Here is a 19,551-nt window from a genome sequence, read left to right on the forward strand (position 1 = left end):
ATTTACTTTTTGAGGATATTGAATATTTCGTTATATCTTTCTTTCCAAAAATTGACTTCACTTTCAAGGTCTGCAATTCTTTTTTCATAAAGTATGGTATGTTTTCCAGTAATATTCTGGTTTATAATATTATTTGTATTAATTAAATTTTGTACATCGATGTTGCTGTCATGAAAATGGATTTTTGCTTCGATGCCAATGATATCATACAAATCCTTATCATAGTATTTTGAAATTTTAATAAGATTAGAAATTTTTGGTCTGGATATATTGCTTTCCCATTTGTTATACGCTGTTTGTGATATTTCTAAATCTTGAGCAATTTTGGTTTGTGAAACATTACCCCTTAATTTTCTTAATTTGTCTCCTATTTTCATAATTGTTGTGTTTTGGTTAAAATTAATAAAAATTTTCACTTGTAATATTTTTTTAGTATTTAAAAATTAAAACTAAAGTTGGGGATATTAAAACTAAAGTTTGAAAATTACAATAAATATTGACTATATATTTGCTAAAAGTTTCCGGAAAACTTAAAATAATAAAATATTAAATATTAAAAAAAAATCATTAAAAATGAAAAAATTATTTAAATTCGTATTTGTATCTGGAATGTTATTTAGTGCTATAGCTTTTGGGCAGGAAAAAAGTCAAATATCGGGAGGAAGTTCTCAAACTGAAAACAGATTTGGAGGTTGCAGGACTTTTAATATCCAAGTGTCAATTGGTGTTTTTTCTGGGTCGACAGATGTTACAATTTGTTGCAATTTCATAGGACAATGTCATGTGGCCAAACAAGCTGGCAACAATAATCGTATTACTGGCTTTACAGCTGATGTATCAAAATTACTTCAGAATACTAAGGAAAAAAAAGTGGATTCAATTACTATTTTAGAATCTAACGCTGTTAAAATTGATGATGAGTATTTCAAATTAGAAAAAGGAACATATAAAATACTCGATGATGGTAAGGGTAATAAATATATTGAAGTGAGTATTTTAACAGTTAATGATATTAAAGAATAAATAATTTGTATCATTGATATTTTCCTGAAAAAATATCAATAATACTTTAAAATGAAAAAAAGAATGATTACTAAAAGATTAATCGCATTATTTATTGATATAATTATTATTAGTATAATTACATCTGGAGTACGTTTTTTTTTGAATCCAGAAACGTCTATAACTAATTTATATTTTTTTAATAAAATATGGACTGTTGAATATAGTATATTCGGGATTGTATTTTTACTTTACATGTTTTTATTTTCTTTGATTAATAAAGGTAGAACCTTTGGTAAAATTTTGTTATCATTGAAAGTTATATATGTAAATAATAAAATCTTCACACGTTTATTAAGAGAATTTATAAAATCAGTATCATTCTTTATATTACCAATTACATTAATTTTTTTTATATTCAAAAGAAGACTGCCTCAAGATTATTTTTCATCTACAATATAGAATGACTTCTTCTAATTTGAATAGAAAGTTTAGAATATTATTAGAAAAATAAAAAATGATAAAAAACAATTATTTACTAATTGCTTTTTTGTTATTTGCTCCTCTTTTTTTTAAATCCCAAAACACGGGTATTGATAAAGGGATTGCCATTGGGAATATATTGATACAAGGTTATTCCGCATTAAGAGGTAATGGTAAAGTAGAAGACCCGAATGCCAAAGCTGTAGAAAGCCTTTGTTTCAAAAACAAAATGGATGACAAGATAAGTATATCACTTGTCGGAAAAATTGAGGATGACGATATCAAGAAAGAATTGGTTATTCCAAAAGAATCAAAAGAATGTACATATAACCTCCCAAAAGGTATCTATACTTATGAAATAATTCTTGCCAACAAAGAAGTTTATCAAAAGGGAGAGTATAAGGTTTCGGAAGAAACGGTTATGACAATTAATAAGCAATAATAAAAAACGCTCCAAATTTTTGGAGCGTTTTTTATTTGATTAATGCGTGTCGTCTCAGATTGTCAGTCTGAGGTTCTCGAAGACTCATAAAATTAAAAATTCAGAAACAACCTCGGATTGATTGGCTGATTGTTTTTATGGACTTCATAATGGAGATGAGGTCCTGTAGAACGTCCTGTGTTACCGGATTTAGCTATGATTTGGTTCACTTTCACTCTGTCATTGGTTTCAACCAGAAGTTCGGAAAGATGCCCGTATAAAGTAACAAGACCGTTGCCGTGTTCTATCATCACACAATTTCCGTAGCCGCCTCTCACACCAGAGAAAATCACTTTTCCAGCCGCTGCACTTTTCACAGGACTTCCGTAAGCGACTGCAACGTCTAATCCTTTGTGGAACTGCATCTGGTCTTTTTCTGCCGGCGCATTGCTGGATGCATTTTTGTCTTCTTTTACAATGGCTTGTCTCTTCACAACATTTCCAAGACTGTCTTTTTCTTCAGCGATATTGGAATTGTTGGCAACATCAGTCGATTTTGGAGGAATAGGATTTTTTCTGATTCCAAAGTTGGAAGAGATGTAACCATCCGCAGGAACTCCCAACGGAACTTGTTGTAATCTCTGTTCAAGGTCAACCAAATATTGACTGTATCGGTTACTGACTTTAGCCAGATAAACTTCATTCTCTAAACTATCTTTCGCTAATTTTTCTATTCTAAGGTCAGAAACATTTTTAGATTTCAGGAATCCATCTATGCTTCTGATGCTTTGGTCAACTAGCGCAAGGTCGGTTTTCAGTTGAAGATGGTCTATGCTGTCTTTCTCATTATTGATTTTTACAATATTAACCTGATAGACTTTGTCATCTTTGTCATTGTAAAATTTCCCGATAACCAAACCTTCAATAAAACAAATAATTAGTAATAATATCAGGACAATATTTTTTTTCTTCTTTGATTTCAGAAATTGGACCATTAATTGATTTTTAAAATGGACTGCAAAAGTAAGAAATTTTTATTTTTCTAATATTAATCAACGTTAACGATAGATTTACCCTAATAAAAGTTAATTACTCTTAAATAATTGTTAAAGGAAAATTAGATTTATGTAAATTCATAAATAACCTTAGATTTGTAGCAATGAAAAAGACGACAAAGAATGACTAAGAAATTGACTAAATCATCTAAGAATGTGCGAGTTGGCGTTTTGGGAAGCGGGAGTTTTGCGACCGCAATCGTGAAAATGCTTCTTGAGAATTGTAAAACCGTCAATTGGTGCGTTCGTAATGAGTTTGTGAAAGGGGCAATAGAACAGCGCGGACACAATCCAACTTATTTGACGACGGTTTCTTTCAACCTGAAAAAACTGCAGATCACGACAGATATCAACGAGTTGGTTTCTAATTGTGATGTGATTATTTTGGCCGTTCCTTCTATTTATTTGGCCGAATCTATGGAAAAGCTGACTTGCGATTATCAGGATAAATTGTTTTGTTCTGCAATCAAAGGAATCGTTCCGAAACACAACGACATTGTAGCTCATTATTTGAAAGATAATTTCAAAATCGGGTTCAAAAATCAGGCAGTTATTGCTGGTCCTTGTCACGCAGAAGAAGTGGCGATGGAACGCTTGTCTTATCTTACGGTTGCGGTTGCTGAGCAGGATGATGCGGACACTTTGCGAGAAATTTTGTCATCTTTTTATATTAAAGTGAATACAAGTTGCGATATTCTCGGAAACGAATATTCTGCAATTCTTAAAAATATCTATGCGATTGGTGCCGGAATTGCGAGCGGTTTGGGTTATGGTGATAACTTCATAGCAGTTTATGTTTCCAATGCCATTCGTGAAATGGAAACTTTCCTCGAAGCGATTTACCCGGAACCAAGAGATGTGAATGACAGCGCTTATCTGGGAGATTTGATTGTAACGGCTTATTCGTTATTTTCCAGAAATAGAAACCTTGGAAACTTGATTGGAAAAGGGTATACTGTGAAATCAGCTATTCAGTCAATGAGTATGGTTGCTGAAGGCTATTATGCAACAAACGGAATTTATGCAATCTGCAAAGAGAAAAAACTGAAATTGCCGATTATCAATGCGATTTATGATATTCTTTATGAAGGAAAGAGTGCCGAAAAACAATTTGCGAAGTTGACGGATAGATTAACTTAATCTTAATGAAAGTTAATTAACACTTATAAAAACACAATGGAATAGAATTTGCGAACTTTGATTCGTTAAAAATAAAACAAACACAAAAACAAAAATGAAATATTCAAAATTTAAATTAGCTCAGGAAGCTATCAAACACAAAGGATTTTTGCAAAAGATTCCTTCGGTTTTCAGAATGATAAAATTGTATTACAAAGGCGAATACAAAATGAAATTTACAGATATCCTTTTGCCGGCTTTAGCTTTAATTTATGTTATTTCTCCGATCGATATTATTCCTGATTTCGTTCCTGTGATTGGCGCTTTAGACGATTTGGCCATCTTAGCTTTAGCTATTCCTTTATTGATGAAAGAAGTTGATAAATTTTTACTTTGGGAAAGTCAAAAGAATAATCCCGATACGAAAATTATTGACGCTGAAATTGTAGAGTAATAAAATACTTAGAATAAAAAAATCCCGATTCAAAAACTGAGTCGGGATTTTTATCTTTTTAAATGCTGATAACTTCCTGTATCTCCGGCGCATATTGCTTAATGGTGTTTTCCACACCCAATTTCATCGTAGAAGCACTGATGCCACAACTGGAACAGTTTCCTAGTAGTTTAACATAGACTTTGTCTTCCTGCACATCTACTAACTCAATATCACCGCCATCTTTTTGCAAAAACGGACGGATGCTGTCCAAAGCGTCCATCACTTTGGTTACCAGTTCTTCTTGAATTTGATTAATATTATTCATTTTATTATTTTTTCTTAGGCGAGCAACCAGCCATCGTTGTGATTTTCACAGCTTCGGTTGGTGGCAAATTGGTGTTTCTCTCCACAAGGCTCTCAACCATATTCTGAGCAGTTTTGATGTAAATGTCAGCAATATTAGTGTTTTCCTGAAGCGCAGCTGGTCTTCCAACATCACCTGCTTCTCTGATGCTTTGAATCAAAGGAATCTCTCCCAAAACCGGAATTCCCAAATCTTCTGCCATAAACTGAGCACCTTGTTTTCCAAAGATATAATATTTATTCTCAGGTAATTCCTCTGGCGTGAAATAAGCCATATTTTCTATCAATCCCAAAACCGGAATGTTGATACTTTCCATATTGAACATCGCAATACCTTTTCTAACATCGGCTAATGCAACGTGTTGAGGTGTACTTACAATCACAGCTCCTGTAACCGGAACTTCCTGAATAATAGATAAATGAATATCACCAGTTCCTGGAGGAAGGTCAATCAGCAGGAAATCCAATTCGCCCCAATCTGCATCACGAATCATTTGATTCAATGCCTTAGAAGCCATTGGTCCTCTCCAAACTACAGCTTGGTTAGCTCCGGAAAAGTATCCGATAGACAACATTTTTACGCCATAATTCTCGATTGGTTTCATCAGGTTTCTCCCGTTCACTTCTACAGAAATTGGTTTTTGACCTTCTGTATCCAGCATTGTCGGAACAGACGGTCCGTAGATATCCGCATCCAATAATCCAACTTTGAAACCCATTTTTGCCAACGTCACCGCAAGATTTGCCGAAACTGTAGATTTTCCAACCCCACCTTTTCCGGAAGCAATTGCAATGATATTCTGGATTCCCGGAATTTGTTTTCCTTTGATCTCGTTGGTTGGAGGCGTTGCAGGCAATTCAGGAGAAGTGATTTTCAATTTCAAGTTGATGTGTTCCCCGAATTCTGAAGCAAAAGCTTGCTTCATAGCAACTTCCAGCTTCTTTTTCTCGTGCATCGCAGGCGAGTGCGACGTCATATCGATATAAACATCATCGCCCATCACTTGGAAATTACTTACCAGGTCATCCACTTCTATCTCTTTCAGAAAATCCTGAACTTTTGATTTCGTCAGCATAAAATTTTATTATTCTTTGAAGCAACAAATTTACGGATTTTAAAATTAATTTAGAATCAATACGATTTGTGATTTTGTCTATGCTGATGATTTAATAGGCGTGCGAGTTAGAGCATTTTTGAGTTTGAAAGTTTGAGTGATTCAGCTTAAAAGAAAAAACTCTCAAATCCTTAAACTCTCCAACTCATTTTTGGAGCCGGGAACCTGCTTTCCGTTGCAATCTTTTTTGCATCACGTTTTGTTAGACTGAGGTTCTCGAAGCTAACTAAAGTCTTCGACAGCATCAGACTGACAATGCCGGAAAAGTGAATCTTACTAGAGCTGTCACACTGAGCGGAGTCAAAGTGCTTTCAAAGATTAAATTTTAATCGACCTCAAGAGTCAGATTATTATCATCAGGTTTTCCATTGGTGTTGAGCGCACTGTAGGGAGTCGTAAACCAACCATTTTTGTTCATCACAAACCTGAACTCATAAGTTTTTCCTTTTTCAAACTGAGATTTAGGCAAAACCAATTCAAAAGTGTCCTGGCCTTTTCTAATCATTTGATAAGATTGATTCTCAGGATTCCAGTCGTTGAATGTTCCTGCTACAGACATTTTGGTTATCGCTTCAGTATTTAAGTCTTTGGGAGTTTTGTAAGTGAAAATCAATTTGTCGTTTTCAATTCTATAACCATAAATCTCCTTTTTAACATCAGGCTTATTGATTAAATCAGAAAAAACCGATTCTTCTATTGACCAATACGGACTAGCTAATTGTTTATCTATCAATCCTGTAATGTGGTTGACTATAGCATATAAAGGCGGGAAAGTATTGTATTTGTAACCGTTTGACATAAAAATGATAGACAGGTCTTTCTCGGGAAACATACTGTAAGCACACACGTTCCCGCCGGAAAAACCATAAGACATAGCTTTCCCTCTTTTGATAATTTCCCAGCCGTGTGCAAAAACATCTTGTTTATTGGTGTAATCAAAAGGTTTCCACATCATCCTTTTTGTTTCTTTTTTCAGGAATTTGTTGGTATCAAGATTAATGCTCCATTGTAAAAAATCTGGAAGTGAAATGGCCAGTCCATTAGCAGGATGGGCTCTCAAACCACCAACGTGCGTTGATTTTTTATACTGTTGGAGAGAATCATTATATCTGTAAAACTGGATTCGATTCGGAATTTCTTCAAATGAATCAGAATTGAATATGATTTTGTTCTTCGCATCAGAAAACTGATTTTTCAGAACAAAATCTTCAAATTTTTGTCCGGTTATTTTTTCTATAATCATTGCCAAAATCATATAATTGGTCTGATTATAACTGAATCGATTACCAGTTTCGAATTCCATTTTTTCTTTGGACAGTCGTTCAAAAACTTCGGCGTTTGAAATGTCTGTGGGTAAATTATGTCGCTCAAAATCCGGAATGCCTGATGAGTGAGACAACAGATTTTTTATTTTGACATTTTGCCATTCTTTGGGGATGTTGTCCAGATATTTAGAAATATTGTCTTCTAAAGACAATTGTCCTTTCTCAATTAATTGGAAAACGGCAACATTAGTGATCAGTTTTGTGGTAGAATAAACTCTGAAAAGAGAATTAGCATCCACTTTTTTATCAGATTCTAAATTTTCTCTACCATAATATTTCTGAAAAATAACTTTATCATTCTTCACAACTCCGACAGTCATACCTGGAATTTCGAAGGTTTTCATTACTTCCGTCAGATAGTTGTCAATTGCTTTTGTTTGTTGGGTGTTTTGACAAAATGCTAAAAATGAAATGTTTAAGAATAATAGGATTAAAAGAGTTTGTTTCATTAGTACCGGTTTACGACATAAGGACAATTCTAAAGTTTGATTTGTTACATCATTAAAAAGTAATTTTGTCATTCCGGAAGAATCTCTACAGTTTAGATTCCTCCGGAATGACAAAATTTTTATCTTTGTTAATATAAATCTTTAACTTTCCAACTGTCCTTCCCACTTGCTCACAGCAGAAGTTGCCAAGGCATTACCCAAAACATTCGTCATACTTCTTCCCATATCGCAGAAATGGTCGATTGGTAAAATCAAAGCAATTCCTTCAACAGGAATGTCGAACATTCCACACGCGGCAACGATGATAACCAGGCTGGCTCTCGGAACACCGGCAATTCCCTTACTTGTTAACATCAGAACCAAAAGCATAATGATTTGTTGCCCCAATGGCATATCAATACCATAAATCTGAGCAATGAAAATCGAGGCAAACGTCATATACATCATACTTCCGTCCAGATTGAAGGAATATCCTAAAGGCAAAATGAAAGAAACAATCCTGCTGTTGCAGCCAAATCTTTCCAATTCTTCTACCAATTTCGGGAAAACGGCTTCGGAACTTGTAGTGGAAAAGGCAATCAACAAAGGTTCTTTGATTCGTCGTAATAATTCGAAAAGTCTGTTGCCGAGAATCATATAACCAACCAAAAGAAGAACTAGCCAAAGAACCGCTAAAGCAAAGAAAAAGTCTCGAAGATAAATCGCGTAGACTTTGAAAATCTCAAAGCCATTGGTCGCAACAACTGCGGCAATTGCTCCGAAAACTCCAAGAGGCGCAACCCACATTATGTAGCCTACCATTTTTAGAATTGCGTGAGCAATAACGTCTAATCCTTTGATAACCGGTTTTGTATAATCTTCGCCCATTGCAGACAATGCAATACCGAACATTACAGAAAATACTACTATTTGCAAAACTTCATTGGTCGCAAATGCTTCGAATAAACTTTTCGGGATAATGTGTTTTACAAAGTCTTCCATCGAAAATCCTTTGCTGTTATTCACGATTTCGGAAGCGGAAGCAGCATCTTGAATTGGAAGTTTTGTAACGTGACCAGGCTCCAGCCAATTCACTAGAACCAAACCGATCAATAAAGAAACCAAGGACGCTGTGATAAACCAAAGCATTGCTTTTGTCCCAACACGACCAACCATTTTGATGTCACCCATTTTTGCAATTCCAACCACCAAAGTAGAGAAAACCAAGGGTGCGATGATCATCTGGATCAATCGGATAAAAACTGTTCCCAACAATTTGATGTTTTTGGAAAAATCTTCTGAAGAGTCGGGGTAATTGGTGTGGACGATTCCTCCTAAGACAACTCCTAAGATCAATGCAATAATGATTGCGAAAAACAGTTTATTCTGACCCTTCATATCTAACTTTTATTTTTTTATTAATCATATAAAATCGCATAAGTCGATTTCTTGACCTGTTATATGTATTGTAATTGAACAAAACTAATATTTTTGAGAGAATAACCACTAATATTTTAAATTAATATTAAGACAATCAAATGAAAGAAGCCAATTCTCATCAACAAAAATAAAATAGCATTCATGTACAGTTTAAAGTAGAGTCTTTAATTTGTAAAAACAGAAACTCTATGAAGAGAGATGTGGAAATTGTGATTATTTCTGATGTACATCTTGGGACTTACGGTTGCAAAGCGAAAGAATTGCTGAGATATCTGAATTCTATCCGTCCAAAAATTTTGATTTTAAACGGCGATATCATCGACATCTGGCAATTCAAAAAATCCTATTTCCCGAAGTCTCATTTGAAGGTCATCAAAAAACTGATCTCGTTTGCGACCAAAGAGGCAGAAGTTTTTTACATCACCGGTAATCATGATGAAGCTTTTAGAAACTTCACAGATTTCGAACTGGGGAAACTGAAGCTTTGTAACAAACATGTTCTGAAGCTGGGTGATAAAAAAGCCTGGATCTTTCACGGAGATGTCTTTGATGCATCGGTCCAACATTCCAAATGGATTGCTAAGTTGGGTGGAAAAGGTTATGATTTGCTAATTGCGATTAACACTCTTGTAAATTGGGGATTGGAAAAAATGGGAAGAGAGAAATATTCCTTTTCGAAAAAAGTCAAGAATAATGTCAAAAAAGCAGTGAAATATATCGGTGATTTTGAACTGACTGCTTCCGAATTGGCAATAGAGAATCATTTTGACTATGTGATTTGCGGGCACATTCATCAGCCTCAAATCAGAGAAGTAGTTAACAAAAAAGGCAAATGTATGTATCTGAATTCCGGAGACTGGGTGGAAAATCTCTCCGCTTTGGAATATCATAATGGTGAATGGAAATTGTTTGTTTATGAGGAGGAAAAACATGCGCTGACTGATGAAACGGACGAAATGAAGGAAATTGACAGCGCAGAACTGATGAAAATCGTTACTCAGATTGTATAAAAGTCTTCGAGAGCCTCAGACTGACAATTGTTGTTAAAGTTGTCACACTGAGTTTGTCCAGGCGTCTTATTTAAAATTATAAAAGCACAAATATTTAAATTTTTTAAAGCAATGAAAATATTATATGCCTTCCAAGGTACAGGAAACGGACATCTTGCAAGAGCCCAGGAAATCATCCCGATCCTCAAGAAACATGCATTGGTTGATACACTGATAAGTGGGCATCAGACGCAACTTAAGTCTGATTTTGATATTGATTTCAGATTCAAGGGAATTTCTCTGCTTTATAATAAAACGGGTGGATTGTCCTATAAAAAGACTTTCTTTCAAAATAATTTCTGCAAAGCGGCAAAGGTCATCAAAGATCTGGATCTGTCTGCTTATGATTTGATCATCAATGATTTTGAGCCATTGACAGGCTGGGCAGCAAAGCTAAGAAACTTGCCGATTGTTGAACTTAGCCATCAGGCTTCCCTAACGTTTAAGGAGACCCCAAAACCAGAGAAAAAAGATTGGTTTGGAGACCTTATTCTGAAACATTATGTGCCATGTGAAAAGAAAATCGGGTTTCATTTTGAGAATTATAATTCACATATCAAAAAACCTGTTATCAGGCAAAAAATCAGAAAACTGAATCCTGAAAACAAAGGACATTATCTCGTTTATCTGCCAAGTTTTTCGGATGAGGTAATTACAAATTTCCTGACAAGAATTGATGTGGAATGGAAGGTTTTCTCAAAATATGCCAAGCAATATCAGAAGTTCAAAAATGTGGAGATTTTTCCGATTGATGAAATAAAATATCTGGAATTGTTCGAAACTTGCGAAGGAATTCTTTGTAACGCCGGCTTCGAAACGCCAGCGGAAGCTCTTTTTATGAATAAGAAATTATTCGTTATCCCGATAGAAAATCAATATGAACAAGAGTGTAATGCTTTTGCGCTGGACAGGTTAGGTGTTGCGAATTCTGACAAACTTGACCCGATCAAAATCCGAGAGTGGATCAATTATGAAAACAGGATAGAAGTGGATTATCCGGACAATATCGAAAGTATTTTGACGAAAGAAGTATTGTATTAATCAGCTCTTATTCCCACCGATTTTATTGAATTTCATGATCAATGACAACATAAAATATCTTCTGAGTACCAGGTCTTCTCTATCTTCGATATAGTTGTCACCAATATTTGTGACAGCGTTTTGTCTCTGATTCAGCAAATCATAAACCCTGAATTTCAATAACATCTGTTTTTTATAAAACTGATAATTAACACTAGCGTTCCAGAAATAAGATTTTCTATTGAAGTCAGCAGACAGATTATTGTTTCCATTGAATCTGAAATCATTATCAATAAAGAAAGTCTTGGCAAGGAAATAATTGGTGACGCCGATGGTCAAATTTTGATTCGTAGTTTTGGTTTTGTCCAGCCTGTAATTGGTATAATGAGATTGAGAAAAACCGTAGCTGTAAGATGCTCTCAGATCCATTCTGTCTTTCAGATTCAGCCCGAGATTGAATCTTGGTGTGATATTATAAATGTCATTCGTAAATTCTGACCCGTCAACAAAGCCTTTTCTGTAACTATAATTCGAAGAGAAACTTGGTGTTAGTTTTATCTGGTTGCCGTTCCATTTGTAGTTTTTTGTAAAAGAAGAACTTAGAATCAGACGTTTGTTCCCGCTGACATTCACATAAGAACTGAACTGTCTTCCCGTCTCATCAAAATAGGAATAATCCACAATGTCATTATCCAGATAACTGAACCCGAATCTCGCATAAAAGTTGATTCCTCTTGCAAAATCGGAACTTGTAAAATTAATATTGGTCGAGTTTTGCCAGCTGCTTTTCAGTTCTAGATTCCCTTGGAGTGTCATCAATGGATTGGACTCATCTCGAAAAGGATTAAGCTCCATCGCCTGAGGAATCGTATAATTTGAGCCATTTGTAATTCTCAGATTCTTGGTTCTTGAAAATTTGTACTGGAACGTCAGGTCATATTCCGGTAAAACGAAATTTCTCTGAAAATTGTAATTCTGAAGATTGAAAATAGAATTGACATCAAGTTTTGTGATATTCAGATTGGCTCCAGCTTGGAAAGTGAATTTTTCTTTGTTGAGGTTATAGCCGACCTGAGATCTGATATAATTATTATTCTGATTCAAAGTGTTGGACAATAGTGAATTGTAAATCGAATATTGATTTGTATTGACATCAAGGTCATTCACGGTTTTTTCACTGCCAAGATTCTCGTTATTATAATTGACGGAAATGGAAACTGTTGCAGAATCAGAGATCGGCTCATCATATTTGAAATCTGCGCTGAAATTGTTTCTTGAGCTTTTTGTCTGTGAAAGCTGATTTCTGTAATCGTTATCTTCCGGAGACTGGTAAAAAATGGTTTCTAAAATGCTGTAATTAGAACTTTTATTCTCTGAGAAAACATTGCTCACAGAAGCCGACAGAGAGCGACCTGGTTTTTGGAACTTTTTGGTGTATCCGATTTTAGGAGTGAAATTATTATTGTTGGAATTCCCTCTGGATGTATTGATATTACTGTTGAGCTGTGCATCATCCTTGAAAGTGAAGCTCTTGCTGTCATTGGTTCTGTCGATGGAAGTATTGGTGAAATCCGTAGAGAATATGATATTGGATGATCCGTTGATCATATAATTCGCATCTGTGTTGAAATTGAATTTCCTAGTGTCCATATTTCCGCTCCGCTCCGAATTTTTATCAAGTTTATAATCCGGCAAAAATGTTGTCCGATCTGTTTTGGAATATGTTTCCTGATTGCTGTCGTTGTACTGCAAACTGAATTTTTCCAAATCCAGGCTCTCCCCGATCTTGTCAGAATAATTAACGCCTACCATCGAAGTTCTGAGAATCCCGCTGCTCACAGGTCGTCCATTAACTGCCGAGTTTTTACTCCTTGTTCCGCTGTCAAAAAAACTATCAACGCTGAACCCTGTTGTATTAATGTTATTTGAAGCGCCGATCAGAGCTATGTTTCTCTGTTTTTGAAATCTTGTCAGGAACATCGTTCCTTCATAGCGTTTGTTCGTTCCATAGCCGAGCATCAGGTTATTTAGATTTCCTTTGTTGTTCTTTTCATCAATATTGAAATTGATTGTCAAGCTGTCAGATTTTGGTGTTCTTCCTGTGAATTGCTCCTCCTTGGTTTTAGAAGTTGTGATCTGGATCTTCTTTATAATATCGGCAGGGAAGGTTTGCAATGCAATTTTCCCGTCTTTGTCAAAGAAAGGCTTCCCGTTGATGAGGATTTTGTTGATCGGCTTTCCGTTGACTGTGATCTTTCCATCTTCATCGGTTTCTACACCTGGGATTTCTTTCAGTAGATCATCAATTTTTCCATCTGGTTTTACTTTCAGATAAGAAGCATTATATTCGACCGTATCTTTTTTGATCTTCACTGGGGAAGCGGTGATCTGGACTTCCTCGATATTGGTGATTAAATCTTTTTCTAATTTGACAGTTCCAAGGTCTTCGTCTTTATTAATAACTTCAAATTTTTTAGAAGACGAACGGAATTTATCTCCGGAGATCTGTAAAAATGAAATCTCTTTTTGTTCAGGAATTTTGATTTCGAAGTTTCCTTTTTTATTAGTTCCGGTAAAATTAATGATAGAAGAATCCTTTTGTTTGATCAATGAAACTGTCGCGTTCTCAATAGGATTATTGTCTTGATCAGTTACTTTTCCATTAATGCTGTAGGTTTGGGCATTTATTTTCAGGCAAATCAGAATAAAAAGAGGGAGGAGTTTTCTCATCAATAGATTTAATAGTTAGAAGTTAGATAGAAAATTGACGTAATGTTAAATGTCAGACCTTAAAAATAGAAAAAAACCCCTGATTTTTCAGAGGTTTTACATTTTATTGAAATTTAAAAATTAAGCTTTCAAATATCTTGCATAAGCATAACCTTCTTCGCCGTCAGCTGTTTTGATCTTCCACCAGTCGTCAGAAGATTGCTCAACCAAAGTTACAACTTCACCTTTCGCAGCTTTTCCAACAATAGAAGCTTCTGTTGAAGGTTCTTGTCTGATGTTAAGATTAGATTCATCTGTCGCAACTGTAAGAGAAGCACCAGCTGACAATCCGGAAACCTGAACGTCAATATTAATGTCAGTCGCCGTATAAGACGGATCGATTGCACCAAGTGCATTCCAAACACTGTCTTTTGACGCACTGTTGGTTGCTTTTCCAGTTACATAAAGAACACCATCTTGCTCCTGAACAGAAAGGTCAGAAAGTCCCGCAGACTGTGCTGCTGAAACTACACTTGCATATTTATCTTGTAAACTCATTGTCTGTTATTTAACTGTGATTTTGTTATCGTATTTACCAATTTTAAGTGCATCTACAGATTCTTTCACTTTTCTAGCATTAGCAGAAGTTGTAGTACCTGTCAATGTCAAAGTTCCTGCAACATCTTCAGCTTTCACACCTGGGATATCTTTAAGGGCGTCATTTACTTTTTGCAAAACTACTGCGTCCACAGTGTTTACTTCTACAGGCGCAGCTACTGGAGCAACAGTTGCCATATCGTGAACATCTTTCACACCCTGTACTTTTTTCAATGCATCGATAGCAGCTTGCTTATCAGCTTCTGTTGCAAAAACACCGCTAAGGTGAGCTTGTCCTTCCTTCACTTCCACAGAAGTTCCAGGGTAAGCAGTGATTACAGTAGTTGCTTGTGAAGTCAGTTCAGCGTCAGAAACTTTCTTTTTACAAGAAACAGCTGTCATTGAGACCATCAAGGCAAGAGCAGCAATTTTAAATGTTTTTCTCATAGTATAAAATAATTTATATTGTGTTTTTAAGTATTAAAATTAATGCCAAAGGATTTGTGTTTTGTTTTTTTTTGACAAGAAAATTTTAAACTTTTCACTAATGGTAAAATTAAATTTTTTTTTTGATACAGAAATTAATTTTAAATAAAATTAACAGTTCTATGATGTGGAAATTTTTCAAATAAAAAATGGGAACACAAAAAATTGCATTCCCATAATATAAAAAGTAGTTAAGTTTATTAAAAAGAAATAGTATTGACAGTTGCAGAAGCAGATGTCGTTGTTGTGCTTTTCAATGTTGCTCCTGTTGTGGAATAAGTTCCACCGGAATATAATCCCCAACCTGAGGAATTACCAACATAGCTTCCGCCACTATAACTTCCGCCAAAATAGATTTTGTACTGAGTAGATTTGGCTAAGTTCGGGCTTGAGAAATGGAAATAATAAACTGCATTTTTCGGTTTGAAGGTTACCATTTCTGTTCCTGTGGCATTCTCAATATGTAACAAAGAAGTTGCTGCTAATTGAGCAGAAGATTTGATATACATACTTACTTGGGTAGAAGCTGTTCCCATTGCTTTCGTCATATTGGCATTTGAACCTGCTGAAATCAATGTTCCGCCGTTCATCAGGAAAGTTCCGTTGTAATCAATTCCTTCTTCCGGCTGGCTTGTTGGTCCGTTTACGATTGTAGTTCCGCCAGAAATTGTAATGTTTCCGTTGCTGTCAATCGCATCACTTCCTGTTACAATATTGATTCCACCTGTGATATAAAGATGACTGCCGTCGTTAGATTCAGTTCCGCCCGAAACAGTTCCATAAGTGGCATTAAGTCCGTCGTTAGAAGCCGTAACATTATTAATACCGCCAGCTAAAGTGATAATTGGCGCTTCAATACCTTCTCCAACACCTGAAGTTGCTGAGATGGCAGAAACGGTATTTGTTCCGCCATTGACTGTTACAGAAGTATCAGAATGGATTCCGTCATCTGTAGAATTAAAAGTATTATTTCCATTATTGATGACAATTGCACCAGCTGCAACCAAAGTTTTTGGATGAGAATAATCTGTTCCTGAAACCAATAATCTTGCTCCGGTTGTTGTGATTTTCAAAGTCGGATTGCCTGTTGCTGTTCCAATGGTCACTTGTCCGTCAGATTTGATTCCTTTTCCTGCAACTCCAGAGCTGTTTGTTGTCAAAGAGCCACCGCTGATAATCACATTGGCGTCTCCAGAAATCGCTGCAGATGAATAAGAATCTGTAGCGCCTGTTGTGTTGGTATATTTTGCTCCAGCTCCAGCTGTTGTAATATTGATTGTTCCTCCGGAAATATCTATATCAGCATCGGCAGAAATCCCTTTTGTTCCCGTTGCGCTTGTAGTTCCTGTGATTGTAACAGTACCGTTTGAAATTGTAACTTTTCCGTCAGCTTTTATTCCTGTCGGGTAAGATGGGTCGAAACCGCTTCCTGATGCATTCAGTAATGTTGCTCCTGAAAGATTTACTGTTGTGCTTCCTCCGGCAATAGTCACATTTCCATCAGCCTTGATTCCTTTACTTGCTGTTCCTGAATTGGTTAAAATTAATGTTCCTCCAAGAATATTAATATCTGTATCAGATGAAATTGAAGACGATGAATAAGAATCTGCAACACCAGAAGTATTGGTATAAGCCGCTCCATTTCCAGCTGTTGAAATTATAATATTTCCGCTGTTAATGTTAATCTCTTTTCCTGTCGAAATTCCTTTTCCACCGTTTGCGGTTGATGTTAAAGTCAAATTAATAGTCGCATTGCTAACAGTCAAAACGCCATCAGTTTTAATTGCAGTAGAGTAGGACGGGTCAAATCCTGTTCCTGAAGCCGTAAGAACTGCCGCTCCGGAAACATTTGCAGTAATATTTCCTCCACTAATTGTAATATTACCTTTTGCACTGATTGCTTTGGATTGAGCTCCTGTTAAAGTCAGATTAATTGTTCCGCCAGAAATATTAATCGTATTACTTCCGGTTTTAATTCCTTTCACATCTGCCGAAGCTAAAGTTGAGGTAATTGTTCCTCCAGAAATTGAGATGGCAGCATCGCCAGCGTCAATCGCATCAGAAGTTGCAGTGATATTCAAATCGCCGTTATTCATTGTGAAACCTTCGGAATGTAATCCGTCAGAAGCTGCGCCAGTGACTTTGATTGTTCCGTTTTGGATTTCGATATCTTTAGAAGTAGAAACGCCATGTTTTGCAATCCCGTTAATGTTTAAAGTTCCTGTTCCGTTAAAAATTATTTTCCCATTGGTTTGCAATGCTCCGTTTTTTGTACTTGCAGTTCCGTCTGTTAAAGAGTTTGTCGTTCCGCTTTGCAAAGTGAAAGTATGCGTTTGACCACCGGTAACTCCGATTGCAGAACCGTTTGGATTGGTAAGGTTCAGATTATTCAAGATGAAATTTGCAGGCGTTGCGGAATTTATTGTTAAACTTCCCGAAGAGCTCGTTCCCAAAAGATGGTATTGCAAATTGCTGATTGACGAAGTTGAGGTTGCTGTAACCGCTCCTCCAGTTGCAGTAATTGTTACTCCACTTGCTGAATAAGGATTGATAATCGTAGCATTATCTGTCCCGTTGTAGATGATGTAGATTTTGTCAAAATTGACAGTATTGTTTGTAAACGTCAAACTATCAATTACATTTTTTCTGATATCCAGAGTGCTGGTTTGTCCGCTCAATTTGAATTTCGAATACGTATTGTCGAGCTTGATACTGTCTACCGAAGCAATCGGAGAAGCATACATCGTGTTCCCAGAATTATGAACAACTACTTTTTGCTGAGCTTTAATCGAAAAAGAGAAAAGCATCACTAACATTAATAATAAAGACTTTCTCATTTTTTGATAAATTTAATAGTTACACCATTCGCCTGAACCAGATAAACACCAGCATTCAGTTTGGAAACATTGATATCTTCGTCAGATTTGTAATTTCCGGAAAGAACCAATTGTCCGTTTGTACTGTAAATTTTCACAGCCAGAGATTTCGATTCAGATTTGATTCTGATATAGTTTGTGGAAGGATTTGGGTAAAGTTGAAGATTGCTCTTGTTAGCTCCAATTTCCTCAGTTGCCAGAACGTCATCCGTAAAAGTGATTTTCTGAATGATACTTACAGGAATACTAGTTTCCGTAGAAGTAGCTTCAGGTTTTATCAAAAGATTATCGCCTGAGAAATATAATTTTCCCGAAGCCGAAACGTTGAATCCCTGTTCTGTTCCGGTATAATATTTTATTTTAACTCCTGTTTGTGCGAAAGCGAAAACTCCGAAAAATAAGAGAAAAATAAAAATCATTCTACCAGAGAAGTGATAGTTATTGTTCATAATACAGTTTTTTGAATGAACAAAAATAGAATCTCACTTTCCCAGACGAAAATAAATGCGGAGAATGTTAAAAATGTGTCGGTTTTTGAAGAATTGACAAGAATATTAATCCAATAGTTGATTAATGATACTTAATTCAATGAAAATAAGTTGAACTATAAATTAAATAAGACCAATGTTAATTGACTAATTGATTATTTTTTTAGTTTCATAATAATCTATCAGTTTTTAATTCTTCCGACGAACATTTTGAGATAGTTTTCTGTGAAGAATATATTAGACCAATCAAATCTCTGCGCTTGAACACCAAGGTAAAATGCGAAAATTGATGCTCCTGCGTCGGGAATTAGATTGAGTTCATTATCGGATAGGTTTCTTTTTTTTCTGTAGCCGTTTAGGAAGCTTTCAACCTTCGATTCGTAAATTTGCTTGTCGGATTCAATGAAAAATAATTGTTTGCAGAAATAGCCAATATCCAAAATCAGTGATCCATTTCCACAATTATCAAAATCGAAAATGGTAATTTTCTTTTCATTATTCACACTCAAGTTATCGTACCAAATATCCAAATGAACTATTCCTTTTTGATTTTCTGACAAAGTGTTTTTTCCAAAATTCCTGGATATTTTGTTACCAATTTCTTTGAGATATTTCATTTCATCTAAATCTTCGGAAAAATAAGAAGTCAGATAATCATAAGGTTTGTTCAACAAAATATCAGAATTATAATTTACTCTATCAATTTTTTTAGTTGCAGTTATATTGTGAATTTCAGCCATAATAGAACCAATTGCGAAGCAGGTTTCATTAGTCATAAATCGCATTTTTTCACCTTCTGCAAATGTGAAAACAACAGCATATCGAAGTCCTTCCGGAGCATTTATTTCCTGAATGAAATTTCCATCTTTATCAGGAATTGGAAATGAAATTGAAAGATTATTACTTTGAAGTAGTTTTAATAATTCTAATTCTTCTCGGATTTCTGATTTTGTTCTCCATTCATAACAATAAACTCTGACAACAAATTTAGTCTTTGTATCTGTCAAAAAGTAAGTGTGATTAACACCTGTTCGAAACAATTTACATTCAGAATTTTCATTTAAATCATATTTTTCTTTAATGAAATTTCCTAATTCTGTTTCTGACAATGTTGAAGCTGTTACTGGAAAAGTTGTCAT

General features: G+C 35.3%; 19 protein-coding genes. 7 read left to right on the forward strand and 12 right to left on the reverse strand.

Annotated features, from left to right (window positions below):
• Positions 1-2: 2 nt before the first annotated feature.
• Positions 3-416, reverse strand: a complete 414-nt coding sequence (locus RTX21_RS14115) for a helix-turn-helix transcriptional regulator (RefSeq protein WP_312768617.1) — start codon at positions 414-416, stop codon at positions 3-5.
• Between the two features lie 157 nt (positions 417-573).
• Here RTX21_RS14115 and RTX21_RS14120 point away from each other — a divergent pair, with 157 nt between their 5' ends.
• From RTX21_RS14120 to RTX21_RS14125, 3 genes are all read left to right on the forward strand, one after another.
• Positions 574-1,023, forward strand: coding sequence for a hypothetical protein (locus tag RTX21_RS14120; RefSeq protein ID WP_312768619.1), 450 nt, complete (start codon positions 574-576; stop codon positions 1,021-1,023).
• A 63-nt stretch (positions 1,024-1,086) separates the two neighbouring features.
• Positions 1,087-1,464 (forward strand): RDD family protein, encoded by a 378-nt coding sequence (locus tag RTX21_RS18030; RefSeq protein ID WP_409414983.1) that lies wholly within the window; start codon positions 1,087-1,089, stop codon positions 1,462-1,464.
• A 55-nt stretch (positions 1,465-1,519) separates the two neighbouring features.
• On the forward strand, positions 1,520-1,927 hold the full coding sequence (locus RTX21_RS14125; RefSeq protein WP_312768622.1) for a hypothetical protein: 408 nt from the start codon (positions 1,520-1,522) through the stop codon (positions 1,925-1,927).
• A 92-nt stretch (positions 1,928-2,019) separates the two neighbouring features.
• Here RTX21_RS14125 and RTX21_RS14130 read toward each other — a convergent pair whose 3' ends face one another.
• Positions 2,020-2,901, reverse strand: coding sequence for a M23 family metallopeptidase (locus RTX21_RS14130; protein ID WP_312768624.1), 882 nt, complete (start codon positions 2,899-2,901; stop codon positions 2,020-2,022).
• Positions 2,902-3,084: 183 nt separating this feature from the next.
• On the opposite strand from RTX21_RS14130, the gene RTX21_RS14135 reads away from it, so the two are divergent.
• Both RTX21_RS14135 and RTX21_RS14140 read left to right on the forward strand, forming a co-directional pair.
• A complete protein-coding gene (locus tag RTX21_RS14135) occupies positions 3,085-4,101 on the forward strand; it encodes an NAD(P)H-dependent glycerol-3-phosphate dehydrogenase (RefSeq protein ID WP_312768626.1) in 1,017 nt (338 codons plus the stop codon).
• 94 nt (positions 4,102-4,195) lie between these two features.
• The gene (locus tag RTX21_RS14140; RefSeq protein ID WP_074236981.1) at positions 4,196-4,534 is read left to right on the forward strand and encodes a YkvA family protein; all 339 of its coding nucleotides are present in this window, start codon (positions 4,196-4,198) and stop codon (positions 4,532-4,534) included.
• Positions 4,535-4,592: 58 nt separating this feature from the next.
• Here the strand turns inward: RTX21_RS14140 and RTX21_RS14145 are convergent, their stop codons facing one another.
• The 4 genes from RTX21_RS14145 to RTX21_RS14160 form a co-directional block, all read right to left on the reverse strand.
• Entirely contained in the window at positions 4,593-4,841 is a 249-nt protein-coding gene (locus tag RTX21_RS14145; RefSeq protein ID WP_312768632.1) for a NifU family protein, read from the reverse strand.
• Positions 4,842-4,845: 4 nt separating this feature from the next.
• On the reverse strand, positions 4,846-5,955 hold the full coding sequence (locus tag RTX21_RS14150; RefSeq protein ID WP_312768633.1) for an Mrp/NBP35 family ATP-binding protein: 1,110 nt from the start codon (positions 5,953-5,955) through the stop codon (positions 4,846-4,848).
• 364 nt (positions 5,956-6,319) lie between these two features.
• Positions 6,320-7,768 carry a serine hydrolase gene (locus RTX21_RS14155; RefSeq protein WP_312768634.1) on the reverse strand — a complete coding sequence of 483 codons (1,449 nt, stop codon included), beginning with the start codon at positions 7,766-7,768 and terminating at the stop codon, positions 6,320-6,322.
• A 141-nt stretch (positions 7,769-7,909) separates the two neighbouring features.
• Positions 7,910-9,145, reverse strand: a complete 1,236-nt coding sequence (locus RTX21_RS14160; RefSeq protein WP_312768635.1) for a dicarboxylate/amino acid:cation symporter — start codon at positions 9,143-9,145, stop codon at positions 7,910-7,912.
• A 230-nt stretch (positions 9,146-9,375) separates the two neighbouring features.
• Between RTX21_RS14160 and RTX21_RS14165 the strand changes: the two genes are divergently transcribed.
• Both RTX21_RS14165 and RTX21_RS14170 read left to right on the forward strand, forming a co-directional pair.
• Positions 9,376-10,197 carry a UDP-2,3-diacylglucosamine diphosphatase gene (locus RTX21_RS14165; protein ID WP_312768636.1) on the forward strand — a complete coding sequence of 274 codons (822 nt, stop codon included), beginning with the start codon at positions 9,376-9,378 and terminating at the stop codon, positions 10,195-10,197.
• Positions 10,198-10,308: 111 nt separating this feature from the next.
• Positions 10,309-11,277, forward strand: a complete 969-nt coding sequence (locus tag RTX21_RS14170; protein ID WP_312768637.1) for a glycosyltransferase family protein — start codon at positions 10,309-10,311, stop codon at positions 11,275-11,277.
• Here the strand turns inward: RTX21_RS14170 and RTX21_RS14175 are convergent, their stop codons facing one another.
• From RTX21_RS14175 to RTX21_RS14200, 6 genes are all read right to left on the reverse strand, one after another.
• Complete coding sequence (locus tag RTX21_RS14175; RefSeq protein ID WP_312768638.1) at positions 11,278-13,986, reverse strand: TonB-dependent receptor; 2,709 nt, start codon at positions 13,984-13,986, stop codon at positions 11,278-11,280.
• Positions 13,987-14,106: 120 nt separating this feature from the next.
• Positions 14,107-14,523, reverse strand: coding sequence for an SH3 domain-containing protein (locus tag RTX21_RS14180; protein ID WP_312768641.1), 417 nt, complete (start codon positions 14,521-14,523; stop codon positions 14,107-14,109).
• A gap of 6 nt (positions 14,524-14,529) precedes the next feature.
• A complete protein-coding gene (locus RTX21_RS14185) occupies positions 14,530-15,009 on the reverse strand; it encodes a BON domain-containing protein (protein ID WP_312768643.1) in 480 nt (159 codons plus the stop codon).
• A gap of 239 nt (positions 15,010-15,248) precedes the next feature.
• Positions 15,249-17,885 (reverse strand): carbohydrate-binding domain-containing protein, encoded by a 2,637-nt coding sequence (locus tag RTX21_RS14190; RefSeq protein ID WP_312768646.1) that lies wholly within the window; start codon positions 17,883-17,885, stop codon positions 15,249-15,251.
• Complete coding sequence (locus RTX21_RS14195; RefSeq protein WP_312768649.1) at positions 17,882-18,373, reverse strand: T9SS type A sorting domain-containing protein; 492 nt, start codon at positions 18,371-18,373, stop codon at positions 17,882-17,884. The genes RTX21_RS14190 and RTX21_RS14195 overlap by 4 nt, the downstream gene beginning before the upstream one ends.
• 221 nt (positions 18,374-18,594) lie before the next feature.
• A complete protein-coding gene (locus tag RTX21_RS14200) occupies positions 18,595-19,551 on the reverse strand; it encodes a phosphotransferase (RefSeq protein ID WP_312768652.1) in 957 nt (318 codons plus the stop codon).

The organism is Epilithonimonas sp., assembly GCF_032054305.1.
GTDB lineage: Bacteria > Bacteroidota > Bacteroidia > Flavobacteriales > Weeksellaceae > Epilithonimonas.